Genomic DNA, 14,603 nt, shown 5'->3' on the forward strand with positions numbered 1-14,603 from the left:
CTCGTTGTTGAGATCCAACGCCTGTTCGGCGCCTTGTGCTTGTTGCTCAGACATTTCTGTTCCTCATAACCCGGCTTTCAAACTTGCCTCAATGAATTTATCCAGGTCGCCATCCAGTACGGCCTGCGTATTACGTGTTTCGACGTTGGTGCGCAAATCCTTGATGCGGGAGTCATCCAGCACGTAAGAACGGATTTGGCTGCCCCAGCCGATATCGGACTTGTTGTCTTCCAGCATCTGCTTGTCAGCATTTTTCTTTTGCATCTCGTATTCATACAGCTTGGCGCGCAGCTGTTTGAATGCCTGATCCTTGTTCTTATGCTGAGAGCGATCGTTCTGGCACTGCACCACAATGTTGGTTGGCAAGTGGGTAATACGCACCGCCGACTCGGTTTTGTTCACGTGCTGACCACCGGCACCGGAGGCGCGGTAAACGTCAATGCGCAGATCGGCCGGGTTGATTTCGATATCGATATCGTCATCCACTTCCGGATAGATAAATACGGAACTGAAGGAGGTATGGCGGCGGCCGCCGGAATCGAATGGGCTCTTACGTACCAGGCGATGTACGCCGGTTTCAGTACGTAACCAGCCAAACGCGTAGTCGCCGATAATCTTGATGGTTGCCGACTTCAGGCCCGCGACGTCGCCGTCGGACTCTTCAATGACTTCCGTTTTAAAGCCTTTGGATTCCGCCCAACGCAGGTACATGCGCAGCAGCATGCTGGCCCAGTCCTGCGCTTCGGTGCCGCCGGAGCCTGCCTGGATATCCAGATAGCAGTCCGCGCTGTCGTATTCACCGGAGAACATACGACGGAATTCTAGTTGTTCCAGCTTCGCGCTCAGTTGATCGAGTTCAACTACGGTCTCGTTAAAGGTGTCTTCGTCTTCCGCCTCAACCGCCAGTTCCAGCAGGCCCGTGACGTCTTCACAGCCCTGTTCCAGCTGATCGATGGTTTCGACAATGGCTTCCAGCGCCGAGCGCTCTTTGCCTAGTGCCTGTGCACGTTCAGGTTCATTCCAAACGTCCGGCTGCTCTAGCTCGGCGTTAACTTCTTCTAAGCGTTCTTTCTTGGCATCATAGTCAAAGATACCCCCTGAGAACGGCAGTCCGCTCGGACAGATCCTGAATGCGGTTTTTTACCGGATTAATTTCAAACATGATTTTTTGCGTTCTTACGTTGATGTCGTCGATGGCGAAATGCCATTGGAACCGGTAATTCTAGCGGATCCAGCGGCCAGTTTATAGCGAGTTGGTCAGTTTTTGTGGGGGATCAACGTTCGGATGCAGGAATCAACATGTGGCACGTTAAGTCCCCTCTCCCTTTGGGAGAGGGTTAGGGTAGGGGCTAGCCGGTTAACGCGGCCAGAGGTGTTGAATTAGCAACTGCACGTTACGGTTGCCACGGAACTCGTTCACATCCAGCTTATACGCCAGTTCCACTTCTTTGATGCTGCTGTCCGGCCACTGCGTGGTGTCGACGTTGAAGGCGATGCCGTCCAACAATGGGCCTCCACTGAGCGGTTCGATCATCAGCTTCAGGTGTTTCTCGCCCACCAACCGCTGTTGCAGAATGCGGAACTTGCCGTCAAAGGTTGGCTCAGGAAACGCCTGCCCCCACGGCCCGCCCTCACGCAGAAGTTCTGCGGTGGTCAGGGTCAGTTCTTGCATCATCAGTTCGCCGTCCGACCAGATCACGCCTTCCAGCATGGCAGGATCGAGCCATTCGCCGACCAGTTCGCCAAAACGCTGGCGGAACTCGTCAAACTTGGCCTCTTCCAGCGACAAACCCGCCGCCATCGCATGGCCGCCGAACTTCATCATCAGCCCAGGATTCAGGGTATCAAGCCGCTCCAGCGCATCACGCATGTGCAACCCAGCCACCGAACGGCCAGAGCCTTTCAGAATGCCATCCCCCGCAGGAGCGAAGGCGATCACCGGGCGATGGAAACGCTCTTTGATGCGCGAAGCCAGAATGCCCACCACGCCCTGATGCCACTCTGGGTGATACATCGCCAGCCCGTAAGGCAGTTCGGTGGTAGTACGTTCCAGTTGATCGCACAGCTCCAGCGCCTCCACCTGCATCCCCTGCTCAATCTCACGCCGGGTCTGGTTGAGTGCGTCGAGATCGTTGGCCAGCATACGCGCCTGGGCAATATCGTCACTCAACAGCATGGCTACGCCGATCGACATATCGTCTAACCGCCCTGCCGCGTTCAGCCGTGGCCCAAGGGCAAAGCCGAGATCGCTAGCGGCCAATTGCCGCGCATCGCGGTTGGCCACTTCCAGCAGGGCACGAATACCTGGCCGACACTTGCCAGCCCGGATGCGGTTCAGCCCCTGATACACCAGAATACGGTTGTTGGCATCCAGCGGCACCACGTCCGCCACCGTGCCCAACGCCACCAGATCCAGTAATTCGGCCAGATTAGGCATAGCCAGCGCACGCTGTTCGAACCAGCCACTTTCACGCAGCTTGGCCCGTAAAGCCAACATCAGATAGAAGGCAACGCCTACACCGGCCAGGGATTTGGAAGGAAAATCGCAGTCACGCAGGTTCGGATTGACGATCGCCTCTGCCGCAGGCAGCGTATCCCCCGGCAGATGGTGATCGGTAACCAGTACCTGTATTCCCAAGCCGTGCGCGACGTCTACGCCTGCATGTGAGGAAATGCCGTTATCGACCGTAACGATCAGCTCAGCACCCCGAGCCGCCGCCTGCTCCACCACTTCGGGGCTCAGGCCATAGCCATCTTCAAAACGGTTGGGCACCAGATATTCGATGAAGCTACAGCCCATGCTACGCAAGGCCAGCACCGTCAGCGCGGTACTGGTGGCGCCATCGGCGTCAAAGTCGCCGACCACCATGATGCGGCGGCCATCGGCCAACGCCTGCTGCAATATCGCTACCGCAGCATCAATACCGCTCAACTGTTGCCAAGGCAACATGCCCTTGACGCTACGCTCCAACTCCTGCTCCCCCTTAACACCGCGCAACGCGTATAAGCGACGCAACAGCGGTGGCAGGTTGGCGGGTAAATGGCTGGCATCTGCCGCCTCGCGGCGGCGTAATTGAGTTTTGATACTCACCGTGACTTATTTCGTGGCTGCGGAGGCTGCATGCGCATCCAACATCGCAGCCATCTCTTTCGGCCCTTGGTAGCCAGGAATAACCATGCCGTTTTTCAGCACGATAGCCGGCGTACCGTTGATACCAAACTGCACGCCCAACTCATAATGCTGGCTGATATCGGTTTTACAAGTGGCCGGGGAAACCGCGTCACCCTTAATGGCGGCATCGAAGGCTTTAGCCCGGTCTGCGGTACACCAGATGGAACGCATATCTTTCTCTGCCTGAGATTCCAGCCCCTGGCGTGGGAACGCCAGATAGCGCACGGTGATCCCCAGATCGTTGTACTCTTTCATCTGCTCGTGCAGCTTGTGGCAATAGCCGCAGGTGATATCGGTAAACACGGTGATCACATGTTTCTCTTTCGCCGCTTTGTAGACGATCATCTGATCTTTCAGCGCTTCCAGACGGGTCATCAACAGCTGGTTAGTCACGTTGACTGGCTGACTGCCGCTGACGTCATACAGCGGCCCTTGCAACACGTGTTTGCCATCTTCCGTGACATACAGCGTGCCGCCTTCGGTCAATACGGTTTTCAAACCGGCGACCGGCGAGGGTTGCACGTCTGCCTGTTTAATGCCCAGGCTACCGAGTGCTTTCTGAATGGCTGCATCGTCAGCATGGGCCGCGCCGGTAACCGAAGCCACCAGCAGGGAGAGCAGCATTAAACCTTTTTTCATTCTTCCAATCCTTTCGATCCCTGCGCGTCAGGCGCGCGGGTGATGCTGTTGATGTAGCTGTTTCAATCTTTCAGTGGCTACATGGGTGTAAATTTGTGTGGTTGAGAGGTCGCTATGCCCCAATAACATCTGTACGACACGAAGATCGGCCCCATGGTTCAGTAAATGGGTGGCGAAAGCGTGGCGCAGCACATGCGGAGACAGCCGTTCGCTGTCGATACCGGCTAGGATCGCATAGTGTTTAATCCGATGCCAGAACGTCTGTCGGGTCATTTGCTGGCTGCGGTTGCTGGGGAACAGCACATCCAGCGTCTGGCCGTTCAGCATCCAGGGTCTGCCGTGTTCCAGATAATTTTCGATCCAGTACACCGCTTCTTCCCCCAACGGCACCAGGCGCTCTTTATTGCCTTTACCGATCACCCGCACCACGCCCTGGCGCAGGCTGACATCGCTGATGGTCAACCCCACCAGTTCCGACACGCGCAACCCGGTGGCATACAACACTTCGAGCATGGCCTTGTCACGCAGCTCCAACGGTTGATCGACGCAAGGTGCCTGTAGCAAGGCCTCCACCTGCGCTTCGCTCAGATCCTTGGGTAACCGCTGCGGTAATTTGGGCGAGGCCAGTAATGCGGTGGGATCATCCGCCCGCATTTTTTCACGGTTGAGATACTGGAACAGACGGCGCATCGCGCTTAACAACCGGGCTGAACTGGTCGCTTTATATCCGCCCTCCACCCGTTCGGCGAGAAAGGCCTGGAGATCCAGCGCTTCAGCCTGCAACAGGCTACGGTTGTTGGGGGCCAGCCAACCGGCTAACGCCTGTAAATCGAGCCGATAAGAGGCCAGCGTATTGTCTGCCAGATTGCGTTCGACCCACAACGCATCCAGGAATTGCTCAATCAGCGCACTATCTTGCTGCTGCACGCGGTCCTCTCTTGGTTACGTTAAGATGACGGGTTTATGCCACAGGCATTATGCCTTGAGGTATACTCGTTGCAATTCTACACACGGCATTATAAACGGTTTACTATGAAGATTGGTCTGTTTTACGGCTCCAGCACCTGCTACACCGAGATGGCAGCAGAAAAAATCCGTGAGATTCTGGGTGAAGACCTGGTCGACCTGCACAACCTGAAAGACGTTTCTCCCAAGCTGATGGAAGACTATTCCATCCTGATCCTGGGTATTCCAACCTGGGATTTTGGTGAGCTGCAAGAGGATTGGGAAGCGATCTGGCCGCAACTGACTGAACTAGACCTGAAAGGCAAGATCGTCGCCATGTACGGGATGGGCGATCAGTTGGGTTATGGCGAATGGTTCCTGGATGCACTGGGGATGTTGCACGACCAGCTTGCCCCACAGGGCGTGCAGTTTATCGGTTTCTGGCCGATTGACGGGTTTGAATTTACCAGCCCCAAACCGCTTAGTGCCGATGGTAAACATTTTGTTGGCCTGGCGCTGGATGAGGTGAACCAATACGACCTGAGCGAAGAGCGTCTGCAACAGTGGTGTGAACAGATCCTGCTGGAGATGGAACCGCTGCTATAACGGAATTGGGCGCGATATCGCGCCCAACAAAGGCCTTATTTCCACAACCTGAAACGGCTCTCGCCATTGCTGGCCAGTGTCTCAGCGGTTTCTGGTTCGGCAGCGTCGCCCTTCAGGCGAGCCGGGTCGGCTACCTGATACCAGTCCAGCTTACGTGTCAGCAGCATAATGCCTGCCAAAACCCCGAACAGCAGCACTGAACCCAATACCAGCGCGTTATCTTCCGACTGCAACAGCATATACAGAATGCCATACAGCAGTAGCAGACTGGCGGCGAACAGCATCCCACGCCGCATCCCACGCAGCACGGCGCTGAGGTAGAAGGCAATCAGTCCACTACAGGCCACGCTTGCCAGCAGGTAAGCCACGTCGAACCCCAGATGTTCCGAGAAAGCCAGCAGGATCAGGTAGAACAGCACCAGCGCCGCGCCCACCAGCAGATACTGGATCGGATGCACCCGCAGCCCGGTCAGGGTTTCGAACAGGAAGAACGCCATAAACGTCAGCCCCAGGAACAGCACTGCATACTTCACCGCACGCTCGGTCAGTTGATAATGATCGACCGGTTCGATCAGGCTGGTGGTGAAGGTCGGCAACTTTTCCTCTTCCATAATGCCGTTGTCATACATGAAGGAGCTATTGATATTATTGGCAAACCAGGTGCTGCGCCAGCGGGCAGAAAAGCCTCTATCGGTCACTTTGCGCTCATCCGGCAGGAAGTTGCCCAAGAAGTTCGGATGCGGCCAGTTGCTTTGCAATAGCAGTTCGGAGCTACGCCCCACCGGCACCAATGACAAGCTGCTGGTCCCCGCCAGGTTTAGGGTGAAATCCGCCGTCAGCCCTTCTTTCTGCAACGAGGCCAAGGCCAAGGGTGCATGGATCCCCTGAGAAAGCCCGTTAACCAGAGTGCCCGGCTCAAATTTGGCCTGCTGTTGAATGCCATTAAGGGCTGAAATGCTCTTGATACCGCGAGAATCACTTAATGACAGCATCAGGAAGGGTTGTCCGACGGTGATGTTGCTATGTTGCAAATCTTCCAGGTCGGGCTGGGCGAATTTCACCTGGAAATCCAGCGGCCCCTGATACACCTGAGTCTGGTAGATACCCAGCTTGCGGATCTCAACGTTGGGCTTGCCATTGACCACCAAGGATTCGGGCAATGCAAAGCGTTGATAGCGAGTGGTTTCTATCTTGATTTCGCCTTTTTCGTTCTTCTTCTCTTCCCGCAAGGTGTACGGGATCACGATCACTGGCCCAAGAATACGTTGCGCGCGGCTGGTGCTTTCACTCACTTGCCCCACCACGCTCTGGCGATAGCCGCTGCGCTCCTGTACCACATCCATGAGCATGCCCACCGGGATCATCATCAGGATCATTAATCCCAGCAGGGTGGTTATTTTCCAAAACAGTACCGATTTAAACATCGTGGCAGACTCCTTGTAAGTAATGTCGCTACGATAAAGTCGGCAAGTGAAATCAGAATGTGGTTATGTGAAGGGAAGGTGAAGTGCGGGCAATAAATTGCCATCAAAGCGGTAAAGTGAGGATAGCCTTCGCGCCGGTGGGTTGCAGGTTTTGCAAACGGATGGTGCCACGATGCAGGCGCGCCACTTCCTGCACGAAGTTCAGGCCCAGGCCGCTGCTTTTGGGTTTATCTTCCCGCGCCAGCGAATAGAAGCGTTCAAACACCTTATCCAGCGCATAGTCGGGTATGCCGCTGCCAGTATCGCAAAGGGTGATCTGGTAGTGATGCTCTAACCGCTCGCCATCAATGCTGACCGAGCCGCCCGCCGGTGTGAAATCCAGGGCATTATCCAGCAGGTTGCTCAGCGCCTGCCCCAGTAAAAAAGCATCCCCGGTCAGTGCGGTTTCCGCTAACTTCCCCAGTTTGATCGTGACACCACGCTGCGCCGCCTGCGCTTCTTTGCCCGCGACAATCTGCCGCACTAACGGCACCAGCGCTACCGCTGCCAGTTCCAAACCGGGTCGGCTTTCTAACTGCGCCTGCACCAGCAGCTTATCGACTAATTGCTGAATGCGGGCGCTCTGCTGTTCGATGTTGCTCAAAAAGCGTTTCGCCGTCGCCGGAGGCGGTGACTCCTGGAGGAGTTCTGCCGCGCCACGGATCGCCGCCAGTGGGCTTTTCAGTTCATGAGTAAGGGTATGCACATACTGTTCAATATAAGCCTTCCCTTCCAGCTTCATGCGCATGCTCTCCAGCGCTTGCGCCAGTTGGGTCAGCTCAACGCTGCCCATGCGCGGCAGCGGCACCGCTTCGCCGTGCGCCACCCCGTCGGCATAGCGTACCAGACGGTTGATCGAACGGTTAATCCACCAGACGAACCCCAGCCCGATCGCCAGTGCAATCCCCAGCAACACCGCGCCCGCCAGCAAAATACGCCGCTCGCTGCGGCGGATCACCGGTGCCATCGTGCTGTTGGGTTTGCCAACGCTCAACACGCCGATAATCTGCCCTTGCTCTATCACTGGTGCAGCCACGTACATCACCGAACTGCTCTCATCATCGGCAATCGTCCGGGTGCTGCGCGCACCGTATTGGCCACGTAATGTCAGATAAACATCGTTCCAGCGGGAATAATCTTGCCCCAGCGCCTGGCCTGATGAATCAAAAATCACCTTGCCACGCCCATCGGTAAGATAAACGCGATATTCGTTACGATCTTTGCGGATCCCGGCAATATTGGCCCCGATCGGCCGCTGATTAAGCTGAGCGATAGCCTGGGCCAACTGACCTTTTGCCGCATCCCCATGTCTCATATCCAACCGTGCCACCTGCGCCAACAGGTTGGCGGTATCCACCAGCGTGCCTTCGGTAGCTCGCCGTACGCCAGGTTTGACCTCCTGCACGAAAATACTCAGCACGAAATAGCCCGCCACCGCCACAATCAGGAAATAGCCCAACAGCAAGCGCAGGCCAATCCTCATGGCTGGCGGCTCACGCTGTAGCCTAAGCCACGATGGGTATGGATCGGGGGTTCTGCGGCATCGATCGCCCGCAGTTTGGCACGCAGCGTTTTGATATGGGTATCGACGGTACGATCCAGGCTCTCTTCCGCCTGGGCCCAAACGATATCCATCAGTTGCTGGCGGGAGAACACCCGGCCAGGCGCTTGCAGCAGGGTTTTCAACAACAGGAATTCATAGCGGGTCAGCGGCAACGGCTGTTGGTGATAGCAGATCGTGGCCCCCTCTTCATCCAGGCTAAAGGCACCAAAATGATAAAGGGCTGGCTGCTGCAAACGCTGCTGTTTGTGTAGACGCCGCAGGATAGTACGCACGCGGGCGCTGACCTCACGTGGGGAAAAGGGTTTGGCTACATAGTCATCGGCACCGATTTCCAGCCCGATCAGGCGATCGAGTTCGCCGCTGCGGGCGGTAAGAAACAGGATCGGTAAATCCGCCGCCTGCGCCAGCAGCCGACGGCAAAGCTCAAAACCGTTGATATCGGGCAGACCGACGTCGAGGATCACCAACGCCGGTAAGCCCTGTTGCAAAGCCTGCAAAGCAGGCTCGCCACGTTCAAACCAACGCACCTGAAAGCCTTCGCTCTCCAGGGTATAAATCAGCGTATCCGCAATGCTGGGTTCATCTTCTACCAGCCAAAGCAGCGGTTTCATTATGCGTCCTCGTCGGTAGCAGATTGTTCAAACAACAACCGCTGACGCAGTTGGCGCCAATCCGCTTTGCATATGGAATCCGAAGCCAACCACAGCCGATGGCGTTTTTTGCCGTTAACCTGCTGAAGCGACAGTAAAATACCGAATCCAGGCATCCAGGGCTTGTTCACCATCAGCCATTCCTGACCCTGCCACTCAATCCGGCGTTCAGCCAGCAACCGCAGTTCTCCCTGCCTGGATGCAATGCGCTTTTGGCTACGAATGCACTCAAACACCACCAACGTCAACAGCACCAACCAGATCGGGCCATAGCCTTCCGGCCACGGGGCGATCAGGATCAGCAAAATCAACAGGCCATGAGTCAGCAACGAGATTAACTGGGTACGCCAGGAAACGCGGACATCACATCGCCACTGGGCCACGGGCTTTATTTCGCGTTTGGATCAGGGACACCATTCTCTGCAGATCTTGATCGTGCGGAGCGCCATGATTCATCAGCCAGTTAAACAGATCGGGGTCGTCACATTCGAGCAAGCGGATGAATACGGCCTTGTCTGCATCACTCAGTGTATCGTATTCATGTTCGAAAAACGGCATGATCGAGATATCCAACTCGCGCATGCCGCGGCGGCAGGCCCAGTGAATACGTGCTTTATTATTAATATCCATGTTGTTATGACTAACCTCTTTTCGGCATGGCTTGCCATGCTCTTGGGCAACCGACACTTGGTATGGCAACACGCGCGCAATTTAATTCCGTCAGCCAACGATTTGAGTGAAATTGGGTTCGTTGACCGTAAGCGCCTAGAGTAACAATTTGACGTACTCGCCGGGAAGGGCGTTCACCCAACAAAACGTAAAATGTCAAAAAAAGCGCTGTCTGGTAATAACTGTTTGCAAAGCCAGCCGCCTCTTTTACCATGGTAGCAACCCCAACAGGTATGCTAAACATGCAGCAGGAACTGATTATGGCGTTCAATACTCCTTTTCCACCCCGTCAACCTTCCGCCTCCTCCCATCTGCCACTGACGCTGATCTCACTGGAAGATTGGGCCATGGTGCAGTTGAGCGGGCCAGACACGGTAAAATATCTTCAGGGCCAGGTCACGGCCGATATCGACAAACTGGCGGCCGACCAACATGTGCTGTGCGGCCATTGTGATGCCAAAGGCAAGATGTGGAGCAACCTGCGTTTATTCCACCACGGTGAAGGCTTTGCCTATCTTGAGCGCCGCAGCGTGTTGGATAGCCAACTGGCGGAAATAAAGAAATACGCGGTGTTCTCCAAGATCACCATCGCAGCAGACAGCAATGCGGTACTGCTGGGCCTCGCAGGTCCTGAAGCACGGGCCGCATTGGCTAAGGTATTTACCACCCTGCCAGATGCAGAACATCAGGTGGTGCAAGACGGCGATACCACCTTGCTGCACTTTGCACTGCCAGCAGAACGTTTTGCCTTGATCACCACGGCAGAAACCGCCGCTGTGCTAGCTTCCAAGCTGGAAGGGCAGGCAGAGCTGAACGACAGCCGCCAATGGCTGGCACTGGATATCGAGGCCGGTTATCCGGTGATTGATGCAGTAAACAGTGCGCAACTGATCCCCCAGGCGACCAATCTACAGGCGCTGGATGGGATCAGCTTCAGCAAAGGCTGCTACACCGGGCAGGAAATGGTGGCTCGTGCCAAGTTCCGGGGAGCCAACAAACGCGCCCTGTACTGGCTGGAAGGTAAAGGCAGCCAGGTTCCACAGGCGGGTGACGATCTGGAGTTGAAGCTGGGTGACAACTGGCGCCGTACCGGCACCGTGCTGGCAGCAATCGAGCTGGCTGACGGCACGTTGTGGGTGCAGGTGGTGATGAATAACGATCTGGAAGCGGACAGCGTGCTGCGCGTACGCGATGATGCCAGCAGCCAGTTAGCCATCAAGCCTCTGCCTTACTCACTGGCGGAAGAAAAGTAAGCGGTTTGGCCGCAGGCATCGCGCCTGCGGCTAGACGAGTTATTCGTCCAATTCCCCATCACGCGGCACCAGATAAATCAGCACCAGCAAAATGGTGACAAAGAAGCGGAAGGCATCAGGTACCCCGTTCCACTGTTTTGACATCCACATGCCAAACCACTCGCCACCAACCGACATAAAGGCCACTTGCCAGGTGAGGAAGCCTAACGTCAACCCCGCGATGGCGAACGTCTTGGTCCGGTTAAAGTTGGCCGCAGGCAATTTCAGGCCACACAGCAGGCGTATCCCCCCAATCCAACACAAAATAGCGGTGAGGGTTTCCAACGCAATAATGCCGATATACCCCACCTGATGTAGCCATGGCGACTGGATAGAACGATAGGTGATAGTGGCATCGGGGAATATCGTGTCCATCATAAATACGTGGCGTACAAAAGCGAAGTTGGTATCGTAATCGGTGATATTGCCAAAGGCCACCAATGAGGCAAATAGCGCGATAGCGCAAACCAGCAGGGCTTTGGATAAACGAACGATCATAGTGAAGAGTCCTGGGTAATGATTAAAGGCACCGGGAGGTGCAAACTACCCCATAGATCTCAAGATGCAGGTCAGCCAGCAGCAAGCGCAGCCAACCCCCTGCGGCTTGAAAGCGAGGAGTTTGGCGGGCTCAGAAATAAAGCTAAGGCTTGCTGGATACCCGAAAGAAACAAGCGCCTCTTTTTAACCCAAAAGAAACGCTTTGGCAATATATCAACAACAAGCTGGCGGGTTATACGTAAAGGTAGATCGCCATAAAGTGGCACACGCTGCCGCCGAGCACAAAACCGTGCCAGATCGCATGGCCAAAACGGAAACGCTTCGAGGCGTAGAAAATCACGCCTAGCGTATACACCACGCCACCCACCGCCAGCAAAGTGACCCCACCAACATCCAGGCGCATCGCCAACTGATAGATCACGATAAGCGACAGCCAGCCCATGGTCAGATAGGTCACCAGCGACAGCACCTCAAAACGGTGCGCAAATGCCAGTTTGAAAATCACGCCGAACAGCGCCAGCCCCCAGATCACCACCATCAGCCCTCGCGCCAACGGTGAGTCCAGCCCCACCAGCAGGAACGGCGTATAGGTTCCGGCGATCAACAGGTAGATGGCGCAGTGGTCAAATTTTTTCAGCCAGTGCTTGGCCCTTTGATGCGGAATAGCATGGTACAGCGTGGAAGCCAGGAACAGCAGGATCATACTGCCGCCATACAGGCTGTAACTGGTGATGGCCGTTACCCCTGCGCCATCGTTTACCGCCTGAACCAACAGCAGCACCAAGCCGACAATCCCAAACACCAAACCGATACCGTGGCTGATGCTGTTGGCAATTTCCTCTGCCCATGGATAAGCCGTGGCAGGCAACTGGTCGGCCCTGGTTTTCACTTCATCCGTTTTTTCCATAACGCGCAACCCCTCAAAAACAACCCATATTGTGCGAAATAACCGCAAATGAGATTAACTGAGAACGATTCCAGTGTACACGTGTACGCTAAAATAAAACTGTGAGCGCTTGTAACACCACGCTAACATCGAAATCCTCAGCCCACTGGGCTACAATCGATATGCTTTGCACCCTATGGATTTCAGTTGGCATCAGTTCGGCTGGAAAACAGCGGGTACCCCATCATTCACCTCGAGGTTCGTACCATGTCATCCGCTGTACCCGCCTTAGACTTTGGCTCCATGACTCAAACCATCCAGTTTCTGATGGAAATCGACAAACTTAAAAGCGTGCAACGCCGTACCAAGGTGATGGGCACCCAGCGTCAGGAAAACTCGGCCGAGCACAGCTGGCACTTTGCCATTGCGGCCTTGAGTCTGGCCCCTTATGCCAGCGATGAGGTGGACATTCAGCGTGTGATCCAGATGGCCCTGCTGCACGATATCGTCGAGATCGATGCCGGCGACGTCATGGTTTACGATCTGGCGGCACGGGCGGCAATCCACGACCAGGAAGTGGCCGCGGCAAAACGGCTGTTCGGGATATTGCCGGAACCTCAACGTGGCGTTTTCACCGCGCTGTGGCAGGAGTATGAAGCCGGCGAAAGTGCCGATGCCCGCGTTGCACTGGTGCTGGATCGCTGCATGCCAATGCTGATGAACCTGCACAACGGCGGTCAGAGCTGGGTCGAGAATGATATCAGCCTGCAGCAGGTATTGGACCGTAATACGATGATTGCCGATATCCATCCTGAGCTGTGGCACTATTTGGAGCTGCATTTGCGGGATGCACAGCGTAAAGGCTGGCTGAAGTAATTGATGAGGGTAGTGCTGTCAGTTATTTTGATAATGAACACGCCCCTCACCCTAACCCTCTCCCAAAGGGAGAGGGAACCGATCGAGCTCGTTGATTGCTTGGCGTAATACCTTGCTCTTCTTGTTTTTACTCCCTATTTTCCGAGGTTGTACGGGCTAATTACGCACTCCGGACAGCTCCCTCTCCCTGTGGGAGAGGGTTGGGGTGAGGGGACACCGCAATTGCCGTGCTTAACGTCCGCCAGCGGCTTCGATAAAAGTGCCGGTGACGTAGGACGCCGCATCGGAAAGCAGCCAGGCAACAGCTTGCGCCACTTCCTCTGGCTGACCACCCCGCTGCATTGGCAACGCCGCCTTCACCCGATCTACCCGCCCCGGCTCTCCTCCGCTGGCATGCATCTCAGTGTAAATACAACCTGGCCTTACACAGTTGACGCGTATCCCCTGTGCCGCCACTTCCAACGCCAGACCGGTAGTCAACGTATCCACCGCCCCTTTTGACGCCGCATAGTCGATATATTCCCACGGGGCCCCCAGACGCGACGCAGCGGAAGACACATTGACGATCGCTCCGCCCTGTCCACCATGGCGTAGTGCCATACGTTTTACCGCTTCGCGGCAGCAGAGAAAATACCCGGTGACGTTGGTCGTCAGCACCTTATTGATCCGCTCGGCGGTGAGTTGCTCAATGCTCGCCTGTTGGAACAGAATACCTGCGTTATTGACCAGAGCGCCGATTGGCCCCAGCGTGGCCTCCAATTCAGCAAACATCGCCACCACTTCTGCTTCTTCAGCGATATCGGCTTGCAGTGCCTGCGCCTTGCCACCCTGTTGGCGGATCTGCGCAACTACCTGCTCCGCAGCCGCACTATCGCGCAGATAATTGACCCCCACCGAGTAACCCTGTTGAGCTAGCAATAACGCCGTCGCACGGCCTATGCCCCGGCTAGCACCGGTCACTAACACTACTTTTGTCATTTCTGTTCCTTAACTGTATTTAGTCACGGATGCGGATAACGGAGCGGGTATCACTTTTCTTGCTGATATCCCACACCTCGGCAATATCGGCAAAGGCATGTTCCTGGGTATCGACACTGATTTTTCCTTCCGCTGCCAGTGCAAGAATATCGGCCACGATGGTTTTTAATTGCGGGATCGACGGGAAGTTGCCCGTGCCACTGCCCAGGATCTGCAACTGCGTACTGCGCAGCACCGCCGCAGGTAAACTAATGGTAGGCCCAGCCATGGAGCCTACGTTCACCAAGCGGATGCCCAGCCCACCAGCATGAGAGGAAAGATCGTGATTATTGAAGGTCGCCAGCAGTGCCTCCGTAGCTGGCCCC

General features: G+C 55.6%; 15 protein-coding genes and 1 pseudogene. 3 read left to right on the plus strand and 13 right to left on the minus strand.

Features of this window, described 5'->3' with window-relative positions; genetic code table 11:
• Window positions 1-63: 63 nt before the first annotated feature.
• From prfB to xerD, 4 genes are all read right to left on the minus strand, one after another.
• A protein-coding gene (gene prfB, locus ACLQ7H_RS16920) for a peptide chain release factor 2 (RefSeq protein WP_411753670.1) occupies window positions 64-1,162 on the minus strand; the annotation gives its coding sequence in 2 pieces (ribosomal slippage) (window positions 64-1,086 and window positions 1,088-1,162; 1,098 coding nt in all).
• Window positions 1,163-1,357: 195 nt separating this feature from the next.
• Window positions 1,358-3,091, minus strand: coding sequence for a single-stranded-DNA-specific exonuclease RecJ (gene recJ, locus ACLQ7H_RS16925; protein WP_411753671.1), 1,734 nt, complete (start codon window positions 3,089-3,091; stop codon window positions 1,358-1,360).
• Between the two features lie 6 nt (window positions 3,092-3,097).
• Window positions 3,098-3,811 carry a bifunctional protein-disulfide isomerase/oxidoreductase DsbC gene (dsbC, locus tag ACLQ7H_RS16930; protein ID WP_411753672.1) on the minus strand — a complete coding sequence of 238 codons (714 nt, stop codon included), beginning with the start codon at window positions 3,809-3,811 and terminating at the stop codon, window positions 3,098-3,100.
• A 27-nt stretch (window positions 3,812-3,838) separates the two neighbouring features.
• Window positions 3,839-4,738, minus strand: coding sequence for a site-specific tyrosine recombinase XerD (gene xerD, locus ACLQ7H_RS16935; protein WP_411753673.1), 900 nt, complete (start codon window positions 4,736-4,738; stop codon window positions 3,839-3,841).
• 105 nt (window positions 4,739-4,843) lie between these two features.
• On the opposite strand from xerD, the gene fldB reads away from it, so the two are divergent.
• Window positions 4,844-5,362: a flavodoxin FldB gene (gene fldB / locus ACLQ7H_RS16940; RefSeq protein ID WP_021179810.1), complete on the plus strand. Its 519-nt coding sequence runs from the start codon at window positions 4,844-4,846 to the stop codon at window positions 5,360-5,362.
• A 35-nt stretch (window positions 5,363-5,397) separates the two neighbouring features.
• On the opposite strand, the gene creD is transcribed toward fldB, so the two are convergent.
• From creD to sdhE, 5 genes are all read right to left on the minus strand, one after another.
• A complete protein-coding gene (gene creD / locus ACLQ7H_RS16945; RefSeq protein WP_411753674.1) occupies window positions 5,398-6,786 on the minus strand; it encodes a cell envelope integrity protein CreD in 1,389 nt (462 codons plus the stop codon).
• 103 nt (window positions 6,787-6,889) lie between these two features.
• Window positions 6,890-8,308: a two-component system sensor histidine kinase CreC gene (creC, locus tag ACLQ7H_RS16950; RefSeq protein WP_411753675.1), complete on the minus strand. Its 1,419-nt coding sequence runs from the start codon at window positions 8,306-8,308 to the stop codon at window positions 6,890-6,892.
• Window positions 8,305-9,000: a two-component system response regulator CreB gene (creB, locus tag ACLQ7H_RS16955; protein ID WP_065684481.1), complete on the minus strand. Its 696-nt coding sequence runs from the start codon at window positions 8,998-9,000 to the stop codon at window positions 8,305-8,307. The genes creC and creB overlap by 4 nt, the downstream gene beginning before the upstream one ends.
• On the minus strand, window positions 9,000-9,422 hold the full coding sequence (locus ACLQ7H_RS16960) for a protein YgfX (RefSeq protein ID WP_411753676.1): 423 nt from the start codon (window positions 9,420-9,422) through the stop codon (window positions 9,000-9,002). The genes creB and ACLQ7H_RS16960 overlap by 1 nt, the downstream gene beginning before the upstream one ends.
• Window positions 9,403-9,669 (minus strand): FAD assembly factor SdhE, encoded by a 267-nt coding sequence (sdhE, locus tag ACLQ7H_RS16965; RefSeq protein WP_024486357.1) that lies wholly within the window; start codon window positions 9,667-9,669, stop codon window positions 9,403-9,405. Before sdhE ends, ACLQ7H_RS16960 begins: the two co-directional genes overlap by 20 nt.
• 299 nt (window positions 9,670-9,968) lie before the next feature.
• Here sdhE and ygfZ point away from each other — a divergent pair, with 299 nt between their 5' ends.
• Window positions 9,969-10,961, plus strand: a complete 993-nt coding sequence (ygfZ, locus tag ACLQ7H_RS16970) for a tRNA-modifying protein YgfZ (RefSeq protein WP_411753681.1) — start codon at window positions 9,969-9,971, stop codon at window positions 10,959-10,961.
• A 39-nt stretch (window positions 10,962-11,000) separates the two neighbouring features.
• Here the strand turns inward: ygfZ and ACLQ7H_RS16975 are convergent, their stop codons facing one another.
• Together ACLQ7H_RS16975 and trhA are read right to left on the minus strand one after the other, a co-directional pair.
• A complete protein-coding gene (locus tag ACLQ7H_RS16975; protein ID WP_411753677.1) occupies window positions 11,001-11,498 on the minus strand; it encodes a DUF2165 family protein in 498 nt (165 codons plus the stop codon).
• 232 nt (window positions 11,499-11,730) lie between these two features.
• A complete protein-coding gene (gene trhA / locus ACLQ7H_RS16980) occupies window positions 11,731-12,405 on the minus strand; it encodes a PAQR family membrane homeostasis protein TrhA (RefSeq protein ID WP_411753678.1) in 675 nt (224 codons plus the stop codon).
• Window positions 12,406-12,651: 246 nt separating this feature from the next.
• On the opposite strand from trhA, the gene ACLQ7H_RS16985 reads away from it, so the two are divergent.
• Entirely contained in the window at window positions 12,652-13,260 is a 609-nt protein-coding gene (locus tag ACLQ7H_RS16985; RefSeq protein ID WP_411753679.1) for an HD domain-containing protein, read from the plus strand.
• Between the two features lie 231 nt (window positions 13,261-13,491).
• Here the strand turns inward: ACLQ7H_RS16985 and ACLQ7H_RS16990 are convergent, their stop codons facing one another.
• Window positions 13,492-14,238, minus strand: coding sequence for an SDR family oxidoreductase (locus ACLQ7H_RS16990; protein WP_411753680.1), 747 nt, complete (start codon window positions 14,236-14,238; stop codon window positions 13,492-13,494).
• A gap of 19 nt (window positions 14,239-14,257) precedes the next feature.
• Window positions 14,258-14,603: pseudogene (locus ACLQ7H_RS16995) on the minus strand (zinc-binding alcohol dehydrogenase family protein); the annotation flags it as partial.

The sequence above is a fragment of the Serratia sp. (in: enterobacteria) genome (assembly GCF_046715635.1).
In the GTDB taxonomy this organism is placed as follows: domain Bacteria; phylum Pseudomonadota; class Gammaproteobacteria; order Enterobacterales; family Enterobacteriaceae; genus Chania.

What these genes read in the sequence shown, in the direction of transcription:
- creB (WP_065684481.1), bottom strand. Translation starts at nt 9,000, where the DNA reads ATGAAACCGCTGCTTTGGCTGGTAGAAGATGAACCCAGCATTGCGGAT.
- creD (WP_411753674.1), bottom strand. Translation starts at nt 6,786, where the DNA reads ATGTTTAAATCGGTACTGTTTTGGAAAATAACCACCCTGCTGGGATTA.
- ACLQ7H_RS16990 (WP_411753680.1), bottom strand. Translation starts at nt 14,238, where the DNA reads ATGACAAAAGTAGTGTTAGTGACCGGTGCTAGCCGGGGCATAGGCCGT.
- dsbC (WP_411753672.1), bottom strand. Translation starts at nt 3,811, where the DNA reads ATGAAAAAAGGTTTAATGCTGCTCTCCCTGCTGGTGGCTTCGGTTACC.
- trhA (WP_411753678.1), bottom strand. Translation starts at nt 12,405, where the DNA reads ATGGAAAAAACGGATGAAGTGAAAACCAGGGCCGACCAGTTGCCTGCC.
- fldB (WP_021179810.1), top strand. Translation starts at nt 4,844, where the DNA reads ATGAAGATTGGTCTGTTTTACGGCTCCAGCACCTGCTACACCGAGATG.
- sdhE (WP_024486357.1), bottom strand. Translation starts at nt 9,669, where the DNA reads ATGGATATTAATAATAAAGCACGTATTCACTGGGCCTGCCGCCGCGGC.
- creC (WP_411753675.1), bottom strand. Translation starts at nt 8,308, where the DNA reads ATGAGGATTGGCCTGCGCTTGCTGTTGGGCTATTTCCTGATTGTGGCG.
- ygfZ (WP_411753681.1), top strand. Translation starts at nt 9,969, where the DNA reads ATGGCGTTCAATACTCCTTTTCCACCCCGTCAACCTTCCGCCTCCTCC.
- ACLQ7H_RS16985 (WP_411753679.1), top strand. Translation starts at nt 12,652, where the DNA reads ATGTCATCCGCTGTACCCGCCTTAGACTTTGGCTCCATGACTCAAACC.
- ACLQ7H_RS16975 (WP_411753677.1), bottom strand. Translation starts at nt 11,498, where the DNA reads ATGATCGTTCGTTTATCCAAAGCCCTGCTGGTTTGCGCTATCGCGCTA.